Raw genomic sequence first — 18,099 nt, 5'->3', positions numbered from 1 at the left:
AATACATAAAGATTGAGCCGTAGCGCAACTGAACTACATTGAGCGTGCATTTTTTGTATTTTCAGCCAGCTACCCGTCAATAATCTGCCAATTCATCAGCCTTTTTTGGCCGTTTCTGGCGCTCTATAGGTTCGCTGTGGGCGGCCAACCTTTCCATACACGATTTCAGCCATAATCAGATGGCGACCCGCGCAAAACTCTAAGTAGCGCCGTGCCGTTGTTCGGCTAAGTTTAAGCTCCTGCGCAACGGTTTCAGCGGTATGACGCGCCTCGGGATCGGCAAATAGCTTTTGCACCTTATCTAAGGTCAGCGCATCAATGCCAACCGGCAGCTCTTCTTTCTGTTCACCACGCGCATAGGCATTGAACATATCATCGATCTGACGTTGGCTGGCGCTATCGTTATTGGCTAGCATTCGCTTGCGCACATGGTAGCGCTCAAGCGTTTGCCCCAAGCGCTCGTAGGCAATCGGCTTCACCAAATAGTCAAATACGCCGCAGCGCACCGCATCTGACACCGTATCCATATCACTCGCAGCAGTGGTAAAGACCACACCACCGGGGAAACGAGCCTGAGTTAACTCGTGCAGTAGCGTGATGCCTTTGCCATCGGGTAAATAGTTATCCAGCAAGATCAGATCGGGTTTGAATCGCTCAATCATCATTCTGGCCTGAGCAAGATTTCCCGCCAACCATACCTGACCACAGCCTTGGAAATGGCGAATAAACTCCGCATGCATCTCTGCAAGCGGAGTCTCGTCTTCAACAATTAGAATCGTTATTGGTTGTGTCATAAGTCTTTTTCACTTTCGGAATAAATACGGAAAATAAAGTTCCGCAAGGTTCGTTGTCTTCCAACGTAATCACACCACCACAGCGGCCAACATAGCTGGCAATCAGATATAGTCCTATACCATGCTCACCGGCGTCTTCTGTTTTGGTGCTTACCCCTTGCTCAAAAATAGCCTCACGTAAAGACTCAGGAACGCCACATCCTTGATCGGCTACTTCCACGATCACATCCTCGCCTTCGTCGCTAAGATACAGCTCGATGGTTTTATTACCCTGCAAATTCTTCAGGCTAGCATCAAAGGCATTGTCGAGTAGATTACCCACGATGGCCGCAAACTCCGTGCTATCTAGCCCTTCAGGCAACTGACGTAGCTGGCTGCCTTCAACCAAATTAAACGTTAGTCCTAGTTCACGAGCGCGCTGTGCTTTGCCAAAAAGCAGCCCCGCAACCTGACGATCGTCGAAAGAACCTCTCAGGTTATCAATAAGCTGCTGCTGCGCCTGTGACTCACCTTTCACCATTGCGAGCGCACGATCATATTCTTTCATTTGTAATAGCCCGTTAAGCGTCGACATCCAGTTAAGATGCTCATGGCGTAACGTGCGCAGGCTTTCAACATATTGTTTGATCTGCGTGAGCTGGGCGTTAAGCGTGCTAATTTCATCTTTGCTACGAAAACTGATAATTGCGCCCAATAGCTCATCGCCGAAATGTATGGCGGCACGGTTAGCAATCACGCTTAAGCCGTTAAAAGTGCAAATGACATCTTGCCGCTTTTCTTCAATCTGTTCCGTGAAAAAGCCCGCAGGATCAACAACCTCTTCGATAGGTTTCCCCAACCATTGCCTTCCTGGCGAGCGTAACCCTAACATTTTGCGCGCATTTCGGTTGATCGCAGTAATCAACCCATCGGGATCGACCGCAATAAGTCCCTCATATACTGAACCAAACAGCGCGTCTTGTTGGCGTACCACGCGCGCAATTTGGCGCGGTTCCATCCCTAGCATCTGTCGACGAATGTGCGAAGCAAACATCCACGATAGCAGCATCAAGATAATCAGAATCAAGACAAATACGCCTGCCAAAGGCAGTAAAAAGTCTAGCCGCCAGCTATCTATTTTGCTGACCAAATAGCCAAGCGAAACGACACCAATAATTTTGCCCTGCTCATCAAAAATTGGCGTTTTCGCGCGCATTGCCATACCGATAGAGCCTTTGCCGGTGATAAAATAACTCTCACCACGCTCCAGTGCCCCGGGCTTACTCCACTGCATAGGAAGACCAATTTTGGCCGGGTTGGGATGATATAAGCGGATAGAATTTTTATCCCCGATTACAACATAGTCAAAATCCGAACCGGTACCTAATTTATTGGCGATAATGGCAAGACGTTTGGTATCTCTATTTTTCACCGCCGTGACAACACTATCAATTGAAGCAATGATTTTGGCTTGGTTCATTGCCATATCACGTACATGATTGCTGAGATAATCTTCAAAAGAGGCGGATAGATATTTCCCCAACGCAGCGACCAATAATGTCGAGACTAGGAGTAATAAAAGAAATATTCGTAAAGGAAATGCGATGCGGCTAAAAAACCTAAATTCTTTAACATTTGGTTTGCCAAACATCGATATTTCCTCTTTTTTGCGGCGAAAAGATGGACTAGTATCAGGGAAATGTAATGAATATGTTTCCTTGTTTTCTACCCACTATGGATTAGATCGTTGCAGATTCTACGGATTAAATCAATTAAACAAATAAAAACCACGTTAGTTATGCAAATAAAGATAATTAAAGAAATAAAAACCATTAAGTCTATTTAATTCTGATAACTCTTTGTGAAATAGGTCAAGATTTCCCGCCTTAATACTCCTTACGATCATTCCGTCAACGCAAAAATATAAACGAATAAGATTAAAGCGTTGCGTCGAGCAATTGAAAATAAAACGTTATTAATATGCAACAAATCACAACAATTGTGACCCTACTGCACGCATGCGGCAAGCAACAGGAAACTTTATGTTTGGTAATACCGTATTTTCTCAGGTTAAGCGTTCGGAAAATAAGAAGATCGCTGTCATCGCTCATTTTCTTCGAGAAAATGGCCTGAGCATTGATTCCACGGTGGAAGTATTTATTACCGTCACCCGTGATGACCAGCTAATCGCCTGCGGTGGGATAGCGGGGAATATTATTAAATGTGTTGCTATCAGTGAATCTGTTCGTGGTGAAGGCCTCGCGCTCACCCTCGCCACAGAATTAATTAATCTGGCGTATGAAAAGCACTGCACTCATTTATTTATATACACAAAAACCCAGAACGAAGCGTTATTCAAGCAGTGCGGCTTTTATACCGTCACCAGCGTACCCAACGTCATGGTGCTGATGGAAAACAGCGCCACACGAATTCAGCGCTACGCCAGCTATCTCACGACGCTACGCCACGACGGCAATAAAATTGGCAGCATCGTTATGAATGCCAACCCGTTTACCAACGGGCACCGTTATCTGGTTCAGCAGGCGGCGGCGCAATGCGATTGGCTGCACCTGTTCTTGGTCAAAGAGGATACTTCACGTTTTCCTTATGAAGACCGCCTCGAACTGGTGCGTGCCGGAACTTCTGATATCAAGAACTTAACGGTGCACCGTGGCTCGGAATACATCATTTCTCGCGCAACATTCCCTTGCTACTTCATCAAAGAACAAGGCGTTGTTGACGATTGTTACACCGAGATCGACCTTAAAATTTTTCGTCAGTATTTGGCTCCAGCCTTGGGTATTACCCATCGTTTCGTCGGTACCGAACCGTACTGCCAGGTGACGGCCAAATACAACCGTGACATGCGCCACTGGCTGGAGACGCCGTCTCTGCCCGCACCACCGATTGAACTGGTGGAAATTGAGCGTTTGCAACACCACGACACCGCGATCTCCGCCTCGTGGGTACGCAAACTGCTGGTGCAAAAAGATCTTCCGGCCATCGCGCCTTTGGTGCCTGAAGCGACCCGCGCTTATTTACAACGCTTGCTCGTTCCTCGCTCAGAAAACGCGACTGACCGGCCGCAGGAATCCGCATTAGTAACAGGTGAAAAATGAAAATAACCCAAGCAGCCGTCGCTGGCACTTTGGAGTCTAGCGATGTGATGGTGCGAATAGCGCCTATCGACACACCAGAGATTGATCTGCAAATCAGCAGCAGCGTTGAGAAACAGTTCGGCGACGCGATCCGCGCTACCGTTATGGAGATTCTCAAGCGTCATGATATTAGCGGCGTTCAGCTCATCGTTGATGACAAAGGTGCCTTGGACTGCATCCTGCGCGCCCGTTTGGAAACGCTGCTAGTTCGCGCCAGCGATGTGAAAAACCTGCCTTGGGAGGAACGCGCATGACTTCCCGTATCGCACAAGAGCGTAAATCTCGCACTCGCCGCAGCATGCTGTTTGTACCGGGCGCAAACGCGGCTATGGTCAGCAACTCCTTTATCTATCACGCCGATGCGCTGATGTTTGACCTAGAAGACTCCGTGGTTCTGCGCGAAAAAGATGCCGCTCGTCGTCTGGTTTATCACGCATTGCAGCATCCGCTGTACCAAGACATTGAAACCATCGTGCGCGTCAACGCGCTGGATTCTGAATATGGCGTAGCCGATTTGGAAGCCGTAGTTCGCGGTGGCGCAGACATCGTACGTCTGCCGAAAACTGACACTGCCCAAGACGTCATTGATATCGAAAACGAAATTGCCCGCATTGAAGCCGAATGTGGCCGTGAAGTTGGCAGCACCGGCCTTCTAGCGGCGATTGAATCCGCTCAAGGGATTACTCAAGCTGTAGCCATTGCTCACGCTTCTCCACGTTTAATCGGTATTGCTCTGGGTGCAGAAGACTACGTGCGTAACCTGCGCACCGAACGCTCTCCAGAAGGTGTTGAACTGCTATTCGCTCGCTGTTCAATTCTGCAAGCCGCTCGCTCTGCAGGCATTCAGGCTTTCGATACCGTCTATTCCGATGCCAACAATGAAGAAGGCTTTCTACGCGAAGCTGCGCATATCAAACAGTTGGGCTTTGACGGTAAATCACTGATCAACCCACGCCAAATTGAGTTATTGCACAACCTTTACGCCCCAACTCAGAAAGAAGTCAATCACGCGAAACTCGTTGTTGAAGCGGCAGAAGCTTCTGCACGTGAAGGCCGTGGCGTTGTTTCACTGAACGGCAAAATGGTTGATAGCCCAGTGATTGAGCGCGCCCGTTTGGTTCTGTCTCGTGCAGAACTGTCTGGCATCCGTGAAGAATAAGGCGAAAAAAAATGACTCAGAAAAAAGAACTTCTTCAACGACAGGAACGCGTTTCGGCCTATACCCGCCAAACTGAAAGCGCACTGCCAAGCTATAAAAACGTTTCAAAATTAAATCTGCAGGCACAAAAGCCACGCGATAAAAAATTATGCAGCACGCTGGAAGAGGCGATTCGCCGCTCAGGCCTGCATGACGGCATGACCATCTCTTTCCACCACGCATTCCGCGGCGGCGATCTGACCATCAACTTAGTGATGGCTACTATCGCGCAGATGGGCTTCAAGAATCTTACATTGGCATCCAGCTCGCTGAGCGACTGCCACTCACCGCTGGTAGATCATATCCGCAACGGCGTTGTCAGCCGTATCTATACCTCTGGCCTGCGTGGCCCATTGGCGGAAGAAATCTCCCGTGGTCTGCTGGAAGAGCCGGTACAAATCCACTCTCACGGTGGCCGCGTACATTTAGTTGAAAGCGGCGAGCTGAATATCGACGTTGCTTTCCTAGGTGTTCCTGCCTGCGATCCGTTTGGTAATGCTAACGGCTACACCGGCAAAGCCTGCTGCGGTTCTCTTGGCTATGCCAAAGTCGATGCTGAAAATGCCAAACAGGTAGTTCTGCTGACCGAAGCACTGCTGCCGTACCCGCATAACCCAGCTAGCATCATGCAAGATCAGGTTGATTTGATCGTGCAAATCGAACAGGTCGGCGATGCCGACAAAATCGGTGCAGATGCAACCCGTATGACCTCTAATCCGCGCGAACTATTGATCGCTCGCAGCGCGGCTGACGTAGTGGTTAACTCCGGCTACTTCAAAGAGGGTTTCTCGCTGCAAACCGGTACCGGTGGTGCATCACTGGCGGTAACCCGCTTCCTCGAAGACAAAATGCGTAGCCGCGATATTCATGCTGGCTTTGCGTTAGGCGGCATTACGTCCACCATCGTTGATCTGCATGAAAAAGGTTTCATCAAGAAACTGCTGGACGTACAAAGCTTCGACCGTGCAGCCGCAGAGTCTTTGGCTCGTAACCCGAACCACATCGAAATTAGCGCTAATCAGTATGCAAACTGGGGCTCAAAAGGCGCCTCCGTTGATCGCTTAGACGTCGTGGTGCTGAGTGCGTTGGAAGTGGACACTCACTTCAACGTGAACGTGCTGACCGGTTCTGACGGTGTTTTACGCGGAGCCTCCGGTGGCCATTGTGACACCGCCGTAGCTGCTGCGCTGTCCATTATCGTTGCACCATTGGTGCGTGGCCGCATTCCAACGCTGGTTGATGAAGTCACCACCTGTGTCACTCCTGGTTCAAGTGTCGATATTCTGGTTACTGACCACGGTATTGCCGTTAACCCTGCGCGCCCAGAGTTGGCCGACCGCCTAAAAGCCGCTGGCTTGAAAGTGGTTTCCATCGAATGGCTGCGTGAACGTGCACAAATCCTTACCGGACAACCTCGTGCGATCGAATTCACTGACCGTGTTATCGCCGTTGTGCGCTATCGCGATGGTTCCGTGATCGACGTCGTTCGTCAGGTTAAGGAATAAACCATGTTTTACCTGCTCCCAACTTTGGCGACCAGCCACACCGTTACATTGCCGGAACTGCTATTCAGCCGTGAATGCAGGCAGTCCCGGCAAACGGAGTGGCTGGCGCGCCATACCTCAACGCTGCTCTCGTTTACCGTGGTCGCGCCTGGGCCGATTAAAGATAGCGTGATGACACGCAAAATCTTCAATCATGGCCTGAAAGCGCTGTGCCAGCGGGTTGAACAATCAGGTTGGGAATTGAAGGAGCAGGCTTCTTTTGCGTTGGCGACCGGCCCCGAAGGGTTGCTCGCCATCGACGCACCGGCTCGCGTGGTTAAAGAAGCCATGATCGCACTCGAACAACAACATGTGCTTGGGCGTTTATGGGACATCGACGTATTGAACCCGCTAGGAAAAATTCTCTCTCGTCGTGACTTTTTGCTGCCTAGCCGAACCTGTTTGCTGTGCCAACGCGAAGCGGCCGTATGCGCGCGCGAAAGAGCACACGCAATTCCCGATCTGATCACCCGCATGGAGGCATTACTGCATGATGCCGATAACGCAGCAGCCGTCTGATTCCACCGCTACCGATGAGCATTTCGTCGCTCATTGCAGCGAGCTTGCTTACCGTGCCATGTTGGCTGAGGTCAATCTCACGCCAAAACCGGGCTTGGTCGATAGAAATAACTGCGGCGCACATAAAGATATGGCGCTGGAAGATTTTCACCGTAGCGCATTGGCGATCCGCCAATGGTTACCGCGCTTTATAGAATTTGGTGCATCTAGCGCCAATCTTGCTGAATCAGACGTGCTCACCGGGCTACGTCCCATTGGCATCGCCTGCGAAACTGACATGTTCCGCGCAACTGTTGGCGTGAATACGCATAAAGGCAGCATTTTTTCTTTGGGGTTACTGTGCGCGGCTATCGGGCGTTTGCACCAAAGAAAAAGCGCTATCACACCTGAACTAATCTGTAACACCGCCGCCGCTTTTTGCCGTGGGCTGACCGAGCGTGAACTGCGAAATAACCATAACAATCAACAAAAAACCGCAGGACAACGGCTCTATCGACAGCTCGGTCTCACCGGCGCGCGCGGCGAAGCTGAAGCCGGCTATCCATTAGTTATTCAGCTCGCTCTGCCACATTATCAAGCCCGCCTCGCGCAGGGCACCGATCCTGAACTTGCATTGCTTGATACGCTGTTAGTGCTGATGGCACATAACGGCGACACCAACGTCGCCTCTCGCGGGGGCCAAAGCGGCCTCAGTTGGCTGCAACAGCGCGCTAAGGCATTGCTGCGTCAGGGTGGCATTCGCCAGCCCTCCGATCTCAAGCACCTCCATGATTTCGACCAGGAATGCATTCAACGCAACCTCAGCGCTGGCGGCTGCGCCGACCTGCTGATTATTACCTGGTTTTTAGCTCAAATTTCGCACTTCAATTATTCACATTAAACTTTAAAAATTCCTTCTTGGAGAATCAGTTATGTCTGTTTCAAAAGATAAGATATGGAAATTAGTTGCACCTCTGCTGGTTATGGCAGTGATGTTACTTATTCCTGTTCCTGATGGTATGCCTCCGCAGGCGTGGCACTATTTCGCCGTGTTTGTGGCTATGATCGTTGGGATGATTTTGGAGCCTATCCCTGCTACGGCGATCAGCTTTATCGCCGTGACTATCTGCGTTATCGGCAGCAATTATCTGCTGTTTGATGCCAAAGAGCTTGCCGATCCGGCTTTTGATGCTGGCAAACAAGCGCTGAAATGGGGTCTGGCTGGATTCTCCAGCACCACCGTGTGGTTGGTGTTTGGCGCATTCATTTTTGCTCTGGGTTATGAAGTCACTGGTCTAGGCCGTCGTATCGCGTTGTTCATGGTTAAGTTTATGGGTAAGCGAACACTTACTCTTGGCTATGCCATTGTTATCATTGATATCATGCTGGCACCGTTCACGCCGTCTAACACCGCGCGTACCGGGGGTACCGTATTCCCAGTCATCAAGAACCTGCCACCGCTGTTCAAATCATTCCCTAACGATCCCTCATCACGTCGCATCGGCGGCTATTTGATGTGGATGATGGTGATCAGTACCAGTCTGAGTTCTTCCATGTTCGTAACTGGCGCTGCGCCAAACGTTCTGGGCTTGGAATTCGTGAGTAAAATCGCGGGCATTCAGATTAGCTGGCTGCAATGGTTCCTGAGCTTCCTGCCAGTGGGTCTTATCCTGCTGATCGTGGCGCCATGGTTATCTTATGTGCTGTATAAACCAGAAGTTACGCACAGCGCAGAAGTCTCTGAATGGGCCGGTGGCGCATTAAAAGAGATGGGCCGCTTAACCAGCAAAGAGATCACCCTGATTGGTTTAGTGCTGCTGAGCTTGGCCTTGTGGGTCTTCGGCGGCGATTTCATCGATGCCACTGCGGTTGGTCTGTTAGCAGTATCTCTGATGTTGGCCTTGCACGTTGTGCCTTGGAAAGACATCACGAAGTACAACAGCGCATGGAATACGTTGGTTAACCTCGCCACGTTAGTGGTTATGGCAAACGGTCTGACTCGTTCAGGCTTTATCGATTGGTTTGCTAACACCATGAGCACGCATCTGGAAGGCTTCTCGCCAAATGCGACCGTGATTGTGCTGGTATTGGTGTTCTATTTCGCTCACTACCTGTTTGCCAGCCTGTCTGCGCATACTGCTACCATGCTGCCAGTGATTTTGGCGGTTGGTAAAGGTATCCCAGGCGTGCCAATGGAACACCTGTGTATTCTGCTGGTGCTGTCTATTGGTATCATGGGCTGCTTGACCCCATACGCCACTGGCCCTGGGGTTATCATCTACGGCTGCGGATATGTAAAATCGAAAGACTACTGGCGCTTAGGTGCCATCTTCGGTGTGATTTACATCTCCCTGCTGCTGCTGGTGGGTTGGCCGATTCTGGCACTGTGGAGCTAAACCGCTCTGTTCGACCTGCTTAGATAATATTAAGGCCACCCCAGGGTGGCCTTAATGCATTATGAATGTAAGTACACACTCACATTACATGTAGTGTCCCCACAGGATGCTGACCCAAATAAAAGCAGACAGCCATAGGGCAACAAATACGGCGGCAGAGCCCATATCTTTCGCGCGCCCAGAGAGTTCATGGAACTCAGACCCGATGCGGTCGACAACGGCCTCAATCGCGCTGTTAACGATTTCTAAGATCACCACCAGCGTGACGCAGCCTATTAGCAAGATACGTTCTACAATAGAGACATCCAACCATGCAGCAATCACCACGGCCACAATCATCAGCATCAATTCTTGGCGGAATGCAGCCTCGTGTTTCCACGCCGCTTTCAATCCCTTCACCGAGTAACCAGCGGCTTTAACAATTCGAGTCAATCCGGTAGTGCTATTCATTTTAATTCCATCAAAATTTAGAAGTCTTATGTGATTTTAGCGACTTCTCATTCACTCATCACCACAGATCTCAAACCGTGTTTCTGGTATCCTTGCGGCGAATGGCTAACAAGAGGCTTTCTGTTTTATGTCAGGTTGGCGTAAATTTTACTATAAGTTATTGAATCTACCGCTGAAACTACTGGTTAAAAGCAAGGTAATCCCTTCTGAACCGGTGGCTGAGCTACGTTTAGACACCACCCGCCCGGTGTTGTATGTCTTACCTTATAACTCAAAAGCGGATTTATTGACCTTCCGAGATCGCTGTTTGGCTCAGGACCTGCCTGATCCGCTCGACGATAATGAAATTGACGGCACTATATTGCCACGCTACGTCTTCATTGACGATGGCCCGCGCGTATTCCGTTATTACGCGCCGAAGCAAGAATCCGTCAAACTGTTCCATGACTATCTGGATCTGCACCGCAATAACCCTGCACTGGATATCCAAATGATCCCGGTGTCGGTTATGTTTGGGCGCTCTCCGGGTCGTGAAGGCCATCACGGAGCGCCGCAGCTGCGTTTACTTAACGGTATCCAAAAATTCTTTGCCGTTATTTGGTTAGGCCGTGACAGCTTCGTACGTTTCTCTAACGTCGTTTCACTACGTTATATGGCAGACGAACACGGCACCGATCAAACTATCGCCCAGAAACTCGCACGCGTGGCGCGTATGCACTTCTCCCGCCAGCGTTTAGCCGCGGTGGGTCCAAGCCTGCCCGATCGCCAAGCGCTGTTTAATAAACTGCTCTCATCCAAAGCGATAGAGAAAGCGGTTGAGGACGAAGCGCGTAGCAAAAAAATCTCCCGTGAAAAAGCACAGCAAAATGCGGTTGCTTTGATGGAAGAAGTTGCAGCCAACTTCACCTATGAAGCGGTGCGTTTATCCGACCGCGTGCTGAGCTGGACATGGAACCGTTTGTACCAAGGGATCAACGTCCATAACGCCGAGCGCGTGCGTAAATTAGCGCAAGACGGCCATGAGATTGTTTATGTGCCCTGCCACCGCAGCCACATGGACTATCTGCTGTTGTCCTACGTGCTTTATCACCAAGGCTTGGTACCGCCGCACATTGCTGCCGGTATCAACCTGAATTTCTGGCCAGCCGGTCCGATTTTCCGCCGCTTAGGTGCGTTCTTCATTCGCCGTACCTTTAAAGGGAATAAGCTTTATTCCACCGTATTCCGTGAATACCTAGGCGAGCTGTTTAGCCGCGGTTATTCGGTTGAATACTTTATGGAAGGCGGCCGTTCACGTACGGGTCGTTTGCTTGAGCCTAAAACGGGTACGCTGGCAATGACCATTCAGGCCATGCTGCGCGGCGGTAAGCGTCCAATCACGCTGGTTCCGGTGTATATCGGTTATGAGCACGTGATGGAAGTAGCCACCTATGCCAAAGAGCTGCGCGGTGCCACTAAAGAGAAAGAAAGCCTGATCCAGATGGTTCGCGGGCTGCGTAAGCTGCGCAATCTGGGACAGGGTTACGTAAACTTTGGTGAGCCAATCCCAATCAACAACTGGCTGAATCAGCACGTTCCTGAATGGCGCGAGTCTATCGATCCAATCGAAGCGCAGCGCCCTAGCTGGTTAACACCAACGGTTAACGCAATCGCCAATACCGTGATGGTGAACATTAACAAGTCAGCGGCAGCTAACGCGATGAACCTCTGTTCAACCGCGCTATTGGCTTCTCGCCAACGTGCGCTGACGCGTGAACAACTGTTAGAACAGCTAGACTGCTATCTGCAGCTGTTGCGAAATGCGCCTTATGCCGAAGATGCCACCACGCCGAACCAAACCGCTGAGGAGCTACTGCAACATGCTCTTCAAATGGATAAGTTTGAAGTGGAAAAAGACAACATCGGCGAGCTAATCATCCTGCCACGCGAACAGGCAGTATTGATGACGTATTACCGTAACAATATTCAGCATATGCTGGTGCTACCGTCGCTGATTGCCAATATGGTGATGAACCATAACAGCATCTCGCGCACGGAGCTGCTGCGTCAGGTCGATTTACTCTACCCAATGCTAAAAGAAGAGCTGTTCTTGCATAATGAGCGCAGCAACTTACCGCAGGTGCTTGAACCGATTATTACTGAACTATGTCGCCAGCAATTGATTTGCGCGAAGGGCGACGAGCTGGTGATGAATCCGGGCCGTATCCGCACGCTACAGCTTTTGGCTGCCGGCGTTCGTGAAACACTGCAACGTTATGCCATTACTTTCTCTCTGCTCAGCGCGAATCCAAGCATCAGCCGCGGTGCGCTGGAAAAAGAGAGCCGTATTATGGCGCAGCGTTTGTCGGTTCTGCACGGTATCAATGCACCTGAATTCTTCGACAAAGCAGTGTTTGCAACCTTGGTAGGGACCTTGCGTTCCGAGGGCTATATCAACGACGTCGGCGATGCGATCCCTGAACACACCATGGAAATCTATAACCTGCTAGGTGCCATGATAACGCCAGAGATCAAGCTGACCATTGAAAGCGTTAGCGCGCCTGAAATGGAAACCTTACCTCCAGCGCAAACCGCCGCCGAAGACGATAGTGATAAGAGCGAATAACGTCTCGTTAATCACTCTTGGGTAAATAAGAAAAGGCGCCAATTGGCGCCTTTTCTCTAGTTTAAAACCCGCGTTTTTTAGATTCTAATGTCAGATCCAAATTGAAAGCGCAATGCCGATAAACAGCACCAGTCCGGCATAGTTGTTATTCAAGAAAGCTTGGAAGCACGGCATACGCTCACGCAGTGCAATCAACTTCTGTTGGTGAATAAACAGCGCCCCAGCCAGTAAAATGCCCCAGTAATAAGCGCCGCTCAGCTGGTTTAAATAACCAATCCACACCATCAACAACAGCGTCGCCAGCTGTAACAGGCCAATGATGAGCTTATCGAAGCGGCCAAACAGAATCGCCGTAGACTTGATACCAATGCGAAGGTCGTCGTCCCTATCCACCATCGCATACTGGGTGTCATAAGCTACCGTCCAACAAATATTCGCCAGAAATAGCAACCAGCAGCTCAGCGGCAAACTTTCGCTTACGGCGGCATACGCCATCGGGATTGACCATCCAAACGCCATACCCAGTACAACCTGTGGCAAATGGGTAAAGCGCTTCATAAATGGATAGACCCAAGCCAGCGCAAGAGCCGCAACCGATAACCAAATCGTCATGGCGTTAAGCGTTAATACCAGCCCAAAAGAAACCAGCACCAGCGCCACAAACAGAATCTTGCTCTCTTTCTCCGTTACTGCACCGCTTGGCAATGGACGATGCGCCGTGCGCTTAACGTGACCGTCTACACGACGATCGGCAAAATCATTAACCACACATCCGGCGGCACGCATGAAAAAGACCCCTAGCGTAAATACCACCAGCAGCTTTAGGCTTGGAATTTGGCCGCCCGCTAGCCATAACGCCCAATAGGTGGGCCAGAGCAATAATAGCGAGCCAATCGGCTTATCAATTCTCATCAGGCGGCAATAGGCCTGCCATTTAGTTTGAGTCACGAATCCCTCCAGTCATTCATTCCAATGATGACGACATCACAATTCATTATTAACACCATACAACGGAGACTCAGACAAAAAAAGTTCGGTTAACAACAAAGGTTTACCCGACAAACGTAAACGGCTGCGCCGCGCCCACAGTTCTCTCTGAGAACCCACCTGAATAAAATCGCGCGTAAGCTCCGCGGCGTTGAATAAATAGCGCCCAAGTGGAACCGTGCCTAACGTCAATAAGGAAACCTCTTCCCCGGTAAGAGACGTTTCGGGGATCAGCGTACGGCCAAACAACCACGGCACATTATCACCACACAACAAAACTTCGCGTAGCCAAAAGCGCTCACAGTTTGGCAACAGCATGGCTTCTTCACCTAAAGATTGGGCAGTGATGAAACCTTCGCGCCGTGGAACGATAGTGACTTTGTCGCAGTAGCGCTCGAAGCGCGCGGTCATGGATTGACACTCGCCCAGCCAGCTGCGCTGCTGCGCAGTCAAATCGACTTCATGAATGGGGTGCCAATGAGTAACGTCCAACGACGGATGACAGTCAGTCATTCCGGTGACTCCAAAACAGAATTTAGCGCCGACCCTCGCCCACGCTGAAAATAGGACGTTCATTGTAACTCAGATTACCCGACGTAGGCAGAGCAGTAGCAATAGATGATCAATTTGGTAACAAGGAGGGAAAATATAAAATAAAAAAAGGTGCCCCGAAGGGCACCCAGTCAAAGAGCCAGCTTTCACAGCGCGGGTTTAACCCTTGCCTTTCACACTGTGAATAAAGGTTTCACGGGCAGTGGTTGAACCAAGTTGTTCAGCTTCATTCATCAATTTCAACGCTTTATCGATATCTCCGCCTTTCACTGCATCACGGATACCTTTATTGAAATATTCATCGGTATCTTTGAGCATTGGCTGAGCCGGTTTTGACGGCGCGGCAGCAACCGGTGCTGTAGCAGCGCCTACCACGATGGGCTGCTCTTTTTGGACCATAGGCAGGATCCCGCCGATCATCACGTTGCCGGTGTTCTGCTCTGCTTTCACTTTGATCTTGATCGTACCCGTAGACTGATGGATCGCGATCGGATCAGGAATATTTGGCACCGCATTGCCTACGCCAGCCGCGTAGGCTTTCGCAGGATCGACCATCTGGGTTGTTTTGGCTAAATCCTGCGACGTGGTGTAGATCACCATGTAGATCTGTTTTTGCCCTAATGCAGGCGTTAATTTCAGGGTACCTTCCAGACGATCGCCGCTCATCACGCCAGGTTGCTGATAGCTAAAATAGCTGCTTGGATAAAATGCCGCAGGACGCATATTTTCATCTAAAACCATTACGCTTGGGGCATAGACTCTTTTGCCTTCCACTAAGCTGCTGATGGTAATTTCAAGCGAGCCCCGATCGGCCGGTAATGCAAAAGCCCCTACCGCCCCTTGGATATCACCGACGTGCAGCTGCGCGCTGCTGCTGGTCAAGGTAGCCGTTTTCGTCACCGGAGGAACCAATGGCTCCCAAGGTAGCTGATGTAATGTATTGGCAGGGATGGCCGGCGCGGTAGCAACATTCGCAGGCTGGATACCGCTGTCCGCCTGAACGCTAAGCGGCATGGCGCTGAACATCGCCAAGGCGACGCTCAACGCGATGGTATTCTGTTTCATGACAGCTTTGATTTTATTATTCATTTTGCTTTTCATTATGAACCACCTTAGAGACAGCTCGGCTGCTATGGCAAGAAAGCCGCCGAGCTCAATCAAACGCGGCGGGATCACCCCGCCGCCGTCAAACAGCCGTTACCACCAAACTTCCATCTGCGCGCCGAAGGTGACTTCATCGTCATTTCCACGGCTGAATTTGTGGGTGTTGTTATCGTTGTATGCAACGCCGTCGCTGTAACCAGTATCGGTGTTAGTTGCATAGCCCCATTTCTCATCCCATTTCGCGTAGGTTGCGAACAGGCGGATTGCCGGACGTGACCAGATGCTGTCGCCAGCCTGCCACTGCTGCGCCAACGTCACTTTGTACTGGTTGTTGTTGTCACCAGTGCGCTGTGATTTCACGTTGTCATAGCCGAACTCCATCAAGGTGCTCATGATTGGTGTCCATTTGTACATCGGGCGAATACCCGCGGTGTACCAAGTAGTACCATTTTTGTCATCGCGATCGATGTCCTGATACATACCTACATACATCAACGCCCACTTGTCGTTGAAGTCGATGCCGCCGTGATCCAGAACGCGGATCATATGACCGTTGTTGTTGATGCTGGAGCCTTCGGAGTGACCTGAGTTATTTGAGGTCATGGAATCAGTCGCATACTGAACGACAAATTTGTTAAAGCCGCTGTAGATCGACTGGGTGTGTTCCGCGGTCACCATGAAGCCGTCTTTTGAGGCATCTTTGGCGCGATGGTAGCCATCGGTTGGGTTAGAACGACCGTAGTCAAAACCTAATTCCAGCGTACCGCCTGGGTTGGTTTCCAAACCGGCTAAACGCACGTCGTAAACGTCGTTGGCGGTGTCTTTAATTAAATCGCGTTGGTCTTGAGAACTGAAATTGGTTGAGCCGCCGGTTTCGGTATTACGAGTTGCGGCGATAGACAATTTACCGAAGCCCAGATCGATATTTTCTAAACCTGCGCCCGGGCCTGAAATATCCCAGTAGTAGAAGTCGATCATATGAACGTCATGACGTTGATAGAAACGCTTACCTGCCCACAGCGTTGAGCCTGGAGCCCATTCGATGACGTTTTTGGCTTGGATATTGGCTTCACGGAAGGCTGGATCTGTCGCTTCCCAGTCATTGGTCTGCTGCACGGAGTACGCTACGTTGGTGTCAAAGTAGAAACTCTTGTCGCCATCTTTCCACAGCTCTTGGCCCAGCTTCAATTCCGCATAGGTTTCACATTCGTTACCCAAACGATATTTGCTTTGAGCACCCGTCGCTTTGAAGCATTGTTGTTCGCCGCCGCTTGCGGTCCAGCCGATACCGGAACGAGCGTAACCGTGGAAATCTACAGCCAGTGCCTGTGTTGACAGCACCGCACTCGCAACAGCCAGTGCTAAAGGTACCTTGCGCAAAGTCATCATCATTCTCCTGAAGGGGTTGCCTGACGGCATAAAGTTATAAGTGTTCTCTGTCTAACGTATGGTCTAACGTACTGTTAACTAACATCTCTCTAACCCAGAGCTAGACGCCTAGCTCCTTATGCAGCCGTCGGCAAGCGACACCATCTTCTCGGAACAGATGACAGCGTTCAGGTGGCAGGCCAATGGCAAATTTTGCACCTTCGTTTACCAGCACCACGTCGTTCTGGCGATAAACGAGGTTTTGACGAATAGCGGGGATCTGAATATGGATTTGGGTTTCGTTGCCTAACTGCTCAACAACCTGAACATCGCCTTCCAAGGTGACTTCAGCATCATGGCTCGGCAGCAAATGCTCAGGGCGGATCCCCAATGAGAGATTGCCCCCAACCTGCACATTGGTGCCTTCAACCGGCAGCCATACTAATTGGCGGTTAGGTAATTCAATCTGAACCCGCTGTGGTTCTGCGGCAGTCACTTTGACGGGCAGGAAATTCATTTTTGGCGAACCAATAAAGCCCGCAACGAAGCGGTTAGCCGGATAGTGGTAGAGCTCCAGCGGCTTACCGATCTGCGCGACGCTGCCGCCATCCAGTACCACAATTTTGTCTGCCAGCGTCATGGCTTCCACCTGATCGTGGGTGACATAAATCATGGTGCGCTCTAGGCGCTTATGTAGGCGGGAAATCTCGATACGCATTTGCACGCGCAAAGCGGCGTCTAGGTTTGATAACGGTTCATCAAGCAGGAATACGTCGGGTTCGGCCACCAGCGTACGACCAATCGCGACGCGCTGACGCTGGCCACCGGATAATGCTTTAGGGCGGCGATCGAGCAAATGCGCCAGCTGTAGCACTTCAGAAACCTGATTCACCCGCTGGGTTATCTCTGATTTTTTGGTTCCAGCTAGTTTGAGGCCAAACGACATATTGTCGGCAACGGACAGATGTGGATACAGAGCGTAAGATTGAAAAACCATGCCAATACCGCGCTCAGCGGGGGGCACTTCATTCATGCGCTTGCCTGCAATGAGTAGCTCACCGGAAGTAATATCTTCTAAACCTGCAATCATGCGCAGCAAAGTCGACTTACCACAGCCAGACGGCCCAACAAAAACTACAAACTCGCCGTCTTGGATTTCAAGGTTAACGTCTTTAGAAATGACGACGTCTCCGTAAGCCTTATATACGTTTCGCAGTGCTACGCTCGCCATGCGTTACTCCTGTCTGTCACTAATGAGGTCCACTAACGCGACATCTCAGCCGGCCTAATCCTTAGCCATGCCGTTCAGCAGATGCGCCTTATCGATTGCTGCCGATAGTGCGCGTTAAGCAAAGAAGCGTAATCATCCGTAACAAAGTTTTTCATGGGGGAGGAGATAGGAGGATGAGAGAAAATAGCGTGCGGTGAAAAGTTCATACCTTTCAGTGAATTCGTGATCCTGCTTG

16 protein-coding genes are annotated in these 18,099 nt (G+C 50.5%); 8 read left to right on the top strand and 8 right to left on the bottom strand.

The window, feature by feature from the left end:
* Window positions 1-95 precede the first annotated feature (95 nt).
* Together dpiA and dpiB are read right to left on the bottom strand one after the other, a co-directional pair.
* Window positions 96-794 (bottom strand): two-component response regulator DpiA, encoded by a 699-nt coding sequence (dpiA, locus tag BN1044_RS00415; RefSeq protein ID WP_072307082.1) that lies wholly within the window; start codon window positions 792-794, stop codon window positions 96-98.
* Window positions 763-2,424, bottom strand: a complete 1,662-nt coding sequence (gene dpiB, locus BN1044_RS00410) for a sensor histidine kinase DpiB (protein WP_072307081.1) — start codon at window positions 2,422-2,424, stop codon at window positions 763-765. Before dpiB ends, dpiA begins: the two co-directional genes overlap by 32 nt.
* Before the next feature lie 391 nt (window positions 2,425-2,815).
* On the opposite strand from dpiB, the gene citC reads away from it, so the two are divergent.
* Genes citC through BN1044_RS00375 form a run of 7 tightly spaced genes read left to right on the top strand, consistent with a single transcriptional unit; the run spans window position 2,816 to window position 9,567 of the window.
* On the top strand, window positions 2,816-3,892 hold the full coding sequence (gene citC / locus BN1044_RS00405; protein WP_072307080.1) for a [citrate (pro-3S)-lyase] ligase: 1,077 nt from the start codon (window positions 2,816-2,818) through the stop codon (window positions 3,890-3,892).
* Window positions 3,889-4,185 carry a citrate lyase acyl carrier protein gene (gene citD / locus BN1044_RS00400; protein ID WP_046457562.1) on the top strand — a complete coding sequence of 99 codons (297 nt, stop codon included), beginning with the start codon at window positions 3,889-3,891 and terminating at the stop codon, window positions 4,183-4,185. Before citC ends, citD begins: the two co-directional genes overlap by 4 nt.
* Window positions 4,182-5,090, top strand: coding sequence for a citrate (pro-3S)-lyase subunit beta (gene citE / locus BN1044_RS00395; protein WP_025802426.1), 909 nt, complete (start codon window positions 4,182-4,184; stop codon window positions 5,088-5,090). The genes citD and citE overlap by 4 nt, the downstream gene beginning before the upstream one ends.
* An 11-nt stretch (window positions 5,091-5,101) precedes the next feature.
* Window positions 5,102-6,634, top strand: a complete 1,533-nt coding sequence (gene citF, locus BN1044_RS00390) for a citrate lyase subunit alpha (RefSeq protein ID WP_072307079.1) — start codon at window positions 5,102-5,104, stop codon at window positions 6,632-6,634.
* A gap of 3 nt (window positions 6,635-6,637) precedes the next feature.
* A complete protein-coding gene (gene citX, locus BN1044_RS00385; protein WP_072307078.1) occupies window positions 6,638-7,192 on the top strand; it encodes a citrate lyase holo-[acyl-carrier protein] synthase in 555 nt (184 codons plus the stop codon).
* The gene (citG, locus tag BN1044_RS00380; RefSeq protein ID WP_072307077.1) at window positions 7,164-8,072 is read left to right on the top strand and encodes a triphosphoribosyl-dephospho-CoA synthase CitG; all 909 of its coding nucleotides are present in this window, start codon (window positions 7,164-7,166) and stop codon (window positions 8,070-8,072) included. Before citX ends, citG begins: the two co-directional genes overlap by 29 nt.
* Window positions 8,073-8,103: 31 nt before the next feature.
* Window positions 8,104-9,567 (top strand): anion permease, encoded by a 1,464-nt coding sequence (locus BN1044_RS00375; RefSeq protein ID WP_072307076.1) that lies wholly within the window; start codon window positions 8,104-8,106, stop codon window positions 9,565-9,567.
* Window positions 9,568-9,651: 84 nt separating this feature from the next.
* On the opposite strand, the gene BN1044_RS00370 is transcribed toward BN1044_RS00375, so the two are convergent.
* Window positions 9,652-10,017 carry a diacylglycerol kinase gene (locus BN1044_RS00370; protein ID WP_025802436.1) on the bottom strand — a complete coding sequence of 122 codons (366 nt, stop codon included), beginning with the start codon at window positions 10,015-10,017 and terminating at the stop codon, window positions 9,652-9,654.
* A gap of 127 nt (window positions 10,018-10,144) precedes the next feature.
* On the opposite strand from BN1044_RS00370, the gene plsB reads away from it, so the two are divergent.
* Window positions 10,145-12,622, top strand: a complete 2,478-nt coding sequence (gene plsB / locus BN1044_RS00365; protein ID WP_072307075.1) for a glycerol-3-phosphate 1-O-acyltransferase PlsB — start codon at window positions 10,145-10,147, stop codon at window positions 12,620-12,622.
* 90 nt (window positions 12,623-12,712) lie between these two features.
* Here the strand turns inward: plsB and ubiA are convergent, their stop codons facing one another.
* The 5 genes from ubiA to malK form a co-directional block, all read right to left on the bottom strand.
* Entirely contained in the window at window positions 12,713-13,582 is an 870-nt protein-coding gene (ubiA, locus tag BN1044_RS00360; protein WP_040044761.1) for a 4-hydroxybenzoate octaprenyltransferase, read from the bottom strand.
* A 24-nt stretch (window positions 13,583-13,606) separates the two neighbouring features.
* Window positions 13,607-14,122, bottom strand: a complete 516-nt coding sequence (ubiC, locus tag BN1044_RS00355; RefSeq protein ID WP_072307074.1) for a chorismate lyase — start codon at window positions 14,120-14,122, stop codon at window positions 13,607-13,609.
* Window positions 14,123-14,320: 198 nt separating this feature from the next.
* On the bottom strand, window positions 14,321-15,226 hold the full coding sequence (malM, locus tag BN1044_RS00350) for a maltose operon protein MalM (protein WP_072307134.1): 906 nt from the start codon (window positions 15,224-15,226) through the stop codon (window positions 14,321-14,323).
* Between the two features lie 132 nt (window positions 15,227-15,358).
* Window positions 15,359-16,657 carry a maltoporin gene (locus BN1044_RS00345; RefSeq protein WP_139130858.1) on the bottom strand — a complete coding sequence of 433 codons (1,299 nt, stop codon included), beginning with the start codon at window positions 16,655-16,657 and terminating at the stop codon, window positions 15,359-15,361.
* A 97-nt stretch (window positions 16,658-16,754) separates the two neighbouring features.
* Window positions 16,755-17,864, bottom strand: coding sequence for a maltose/maltodextrin ABC transporter ATP-binding protein MalK (gene malK / locus BN1044_RS00340; RefSeq protein ID WP_072307072.1), 1,110 nt, complete (start codon window positions 17,862-17,864; stop codon window positions 16,755-16,757).
* Between the last annotated feature and the right edge of the window lie 235 nt (window positions 17,865-18,099).

The organism is Hafnia alvei, from assembly GCF_900095695.1.
GTDB classification, from domain to species: Bacteria; Pseudomonadota; Gammaproteobacteria; order Enterobacterales; family Enterobacteriaceae; genus Hafnia; species Hafnia alvei_B.
The sequence above is the reverse complement of the archived record's forward strand: the minus strand, read 5'-3'. Positions and strand labels throughout refer to the sequence as shown.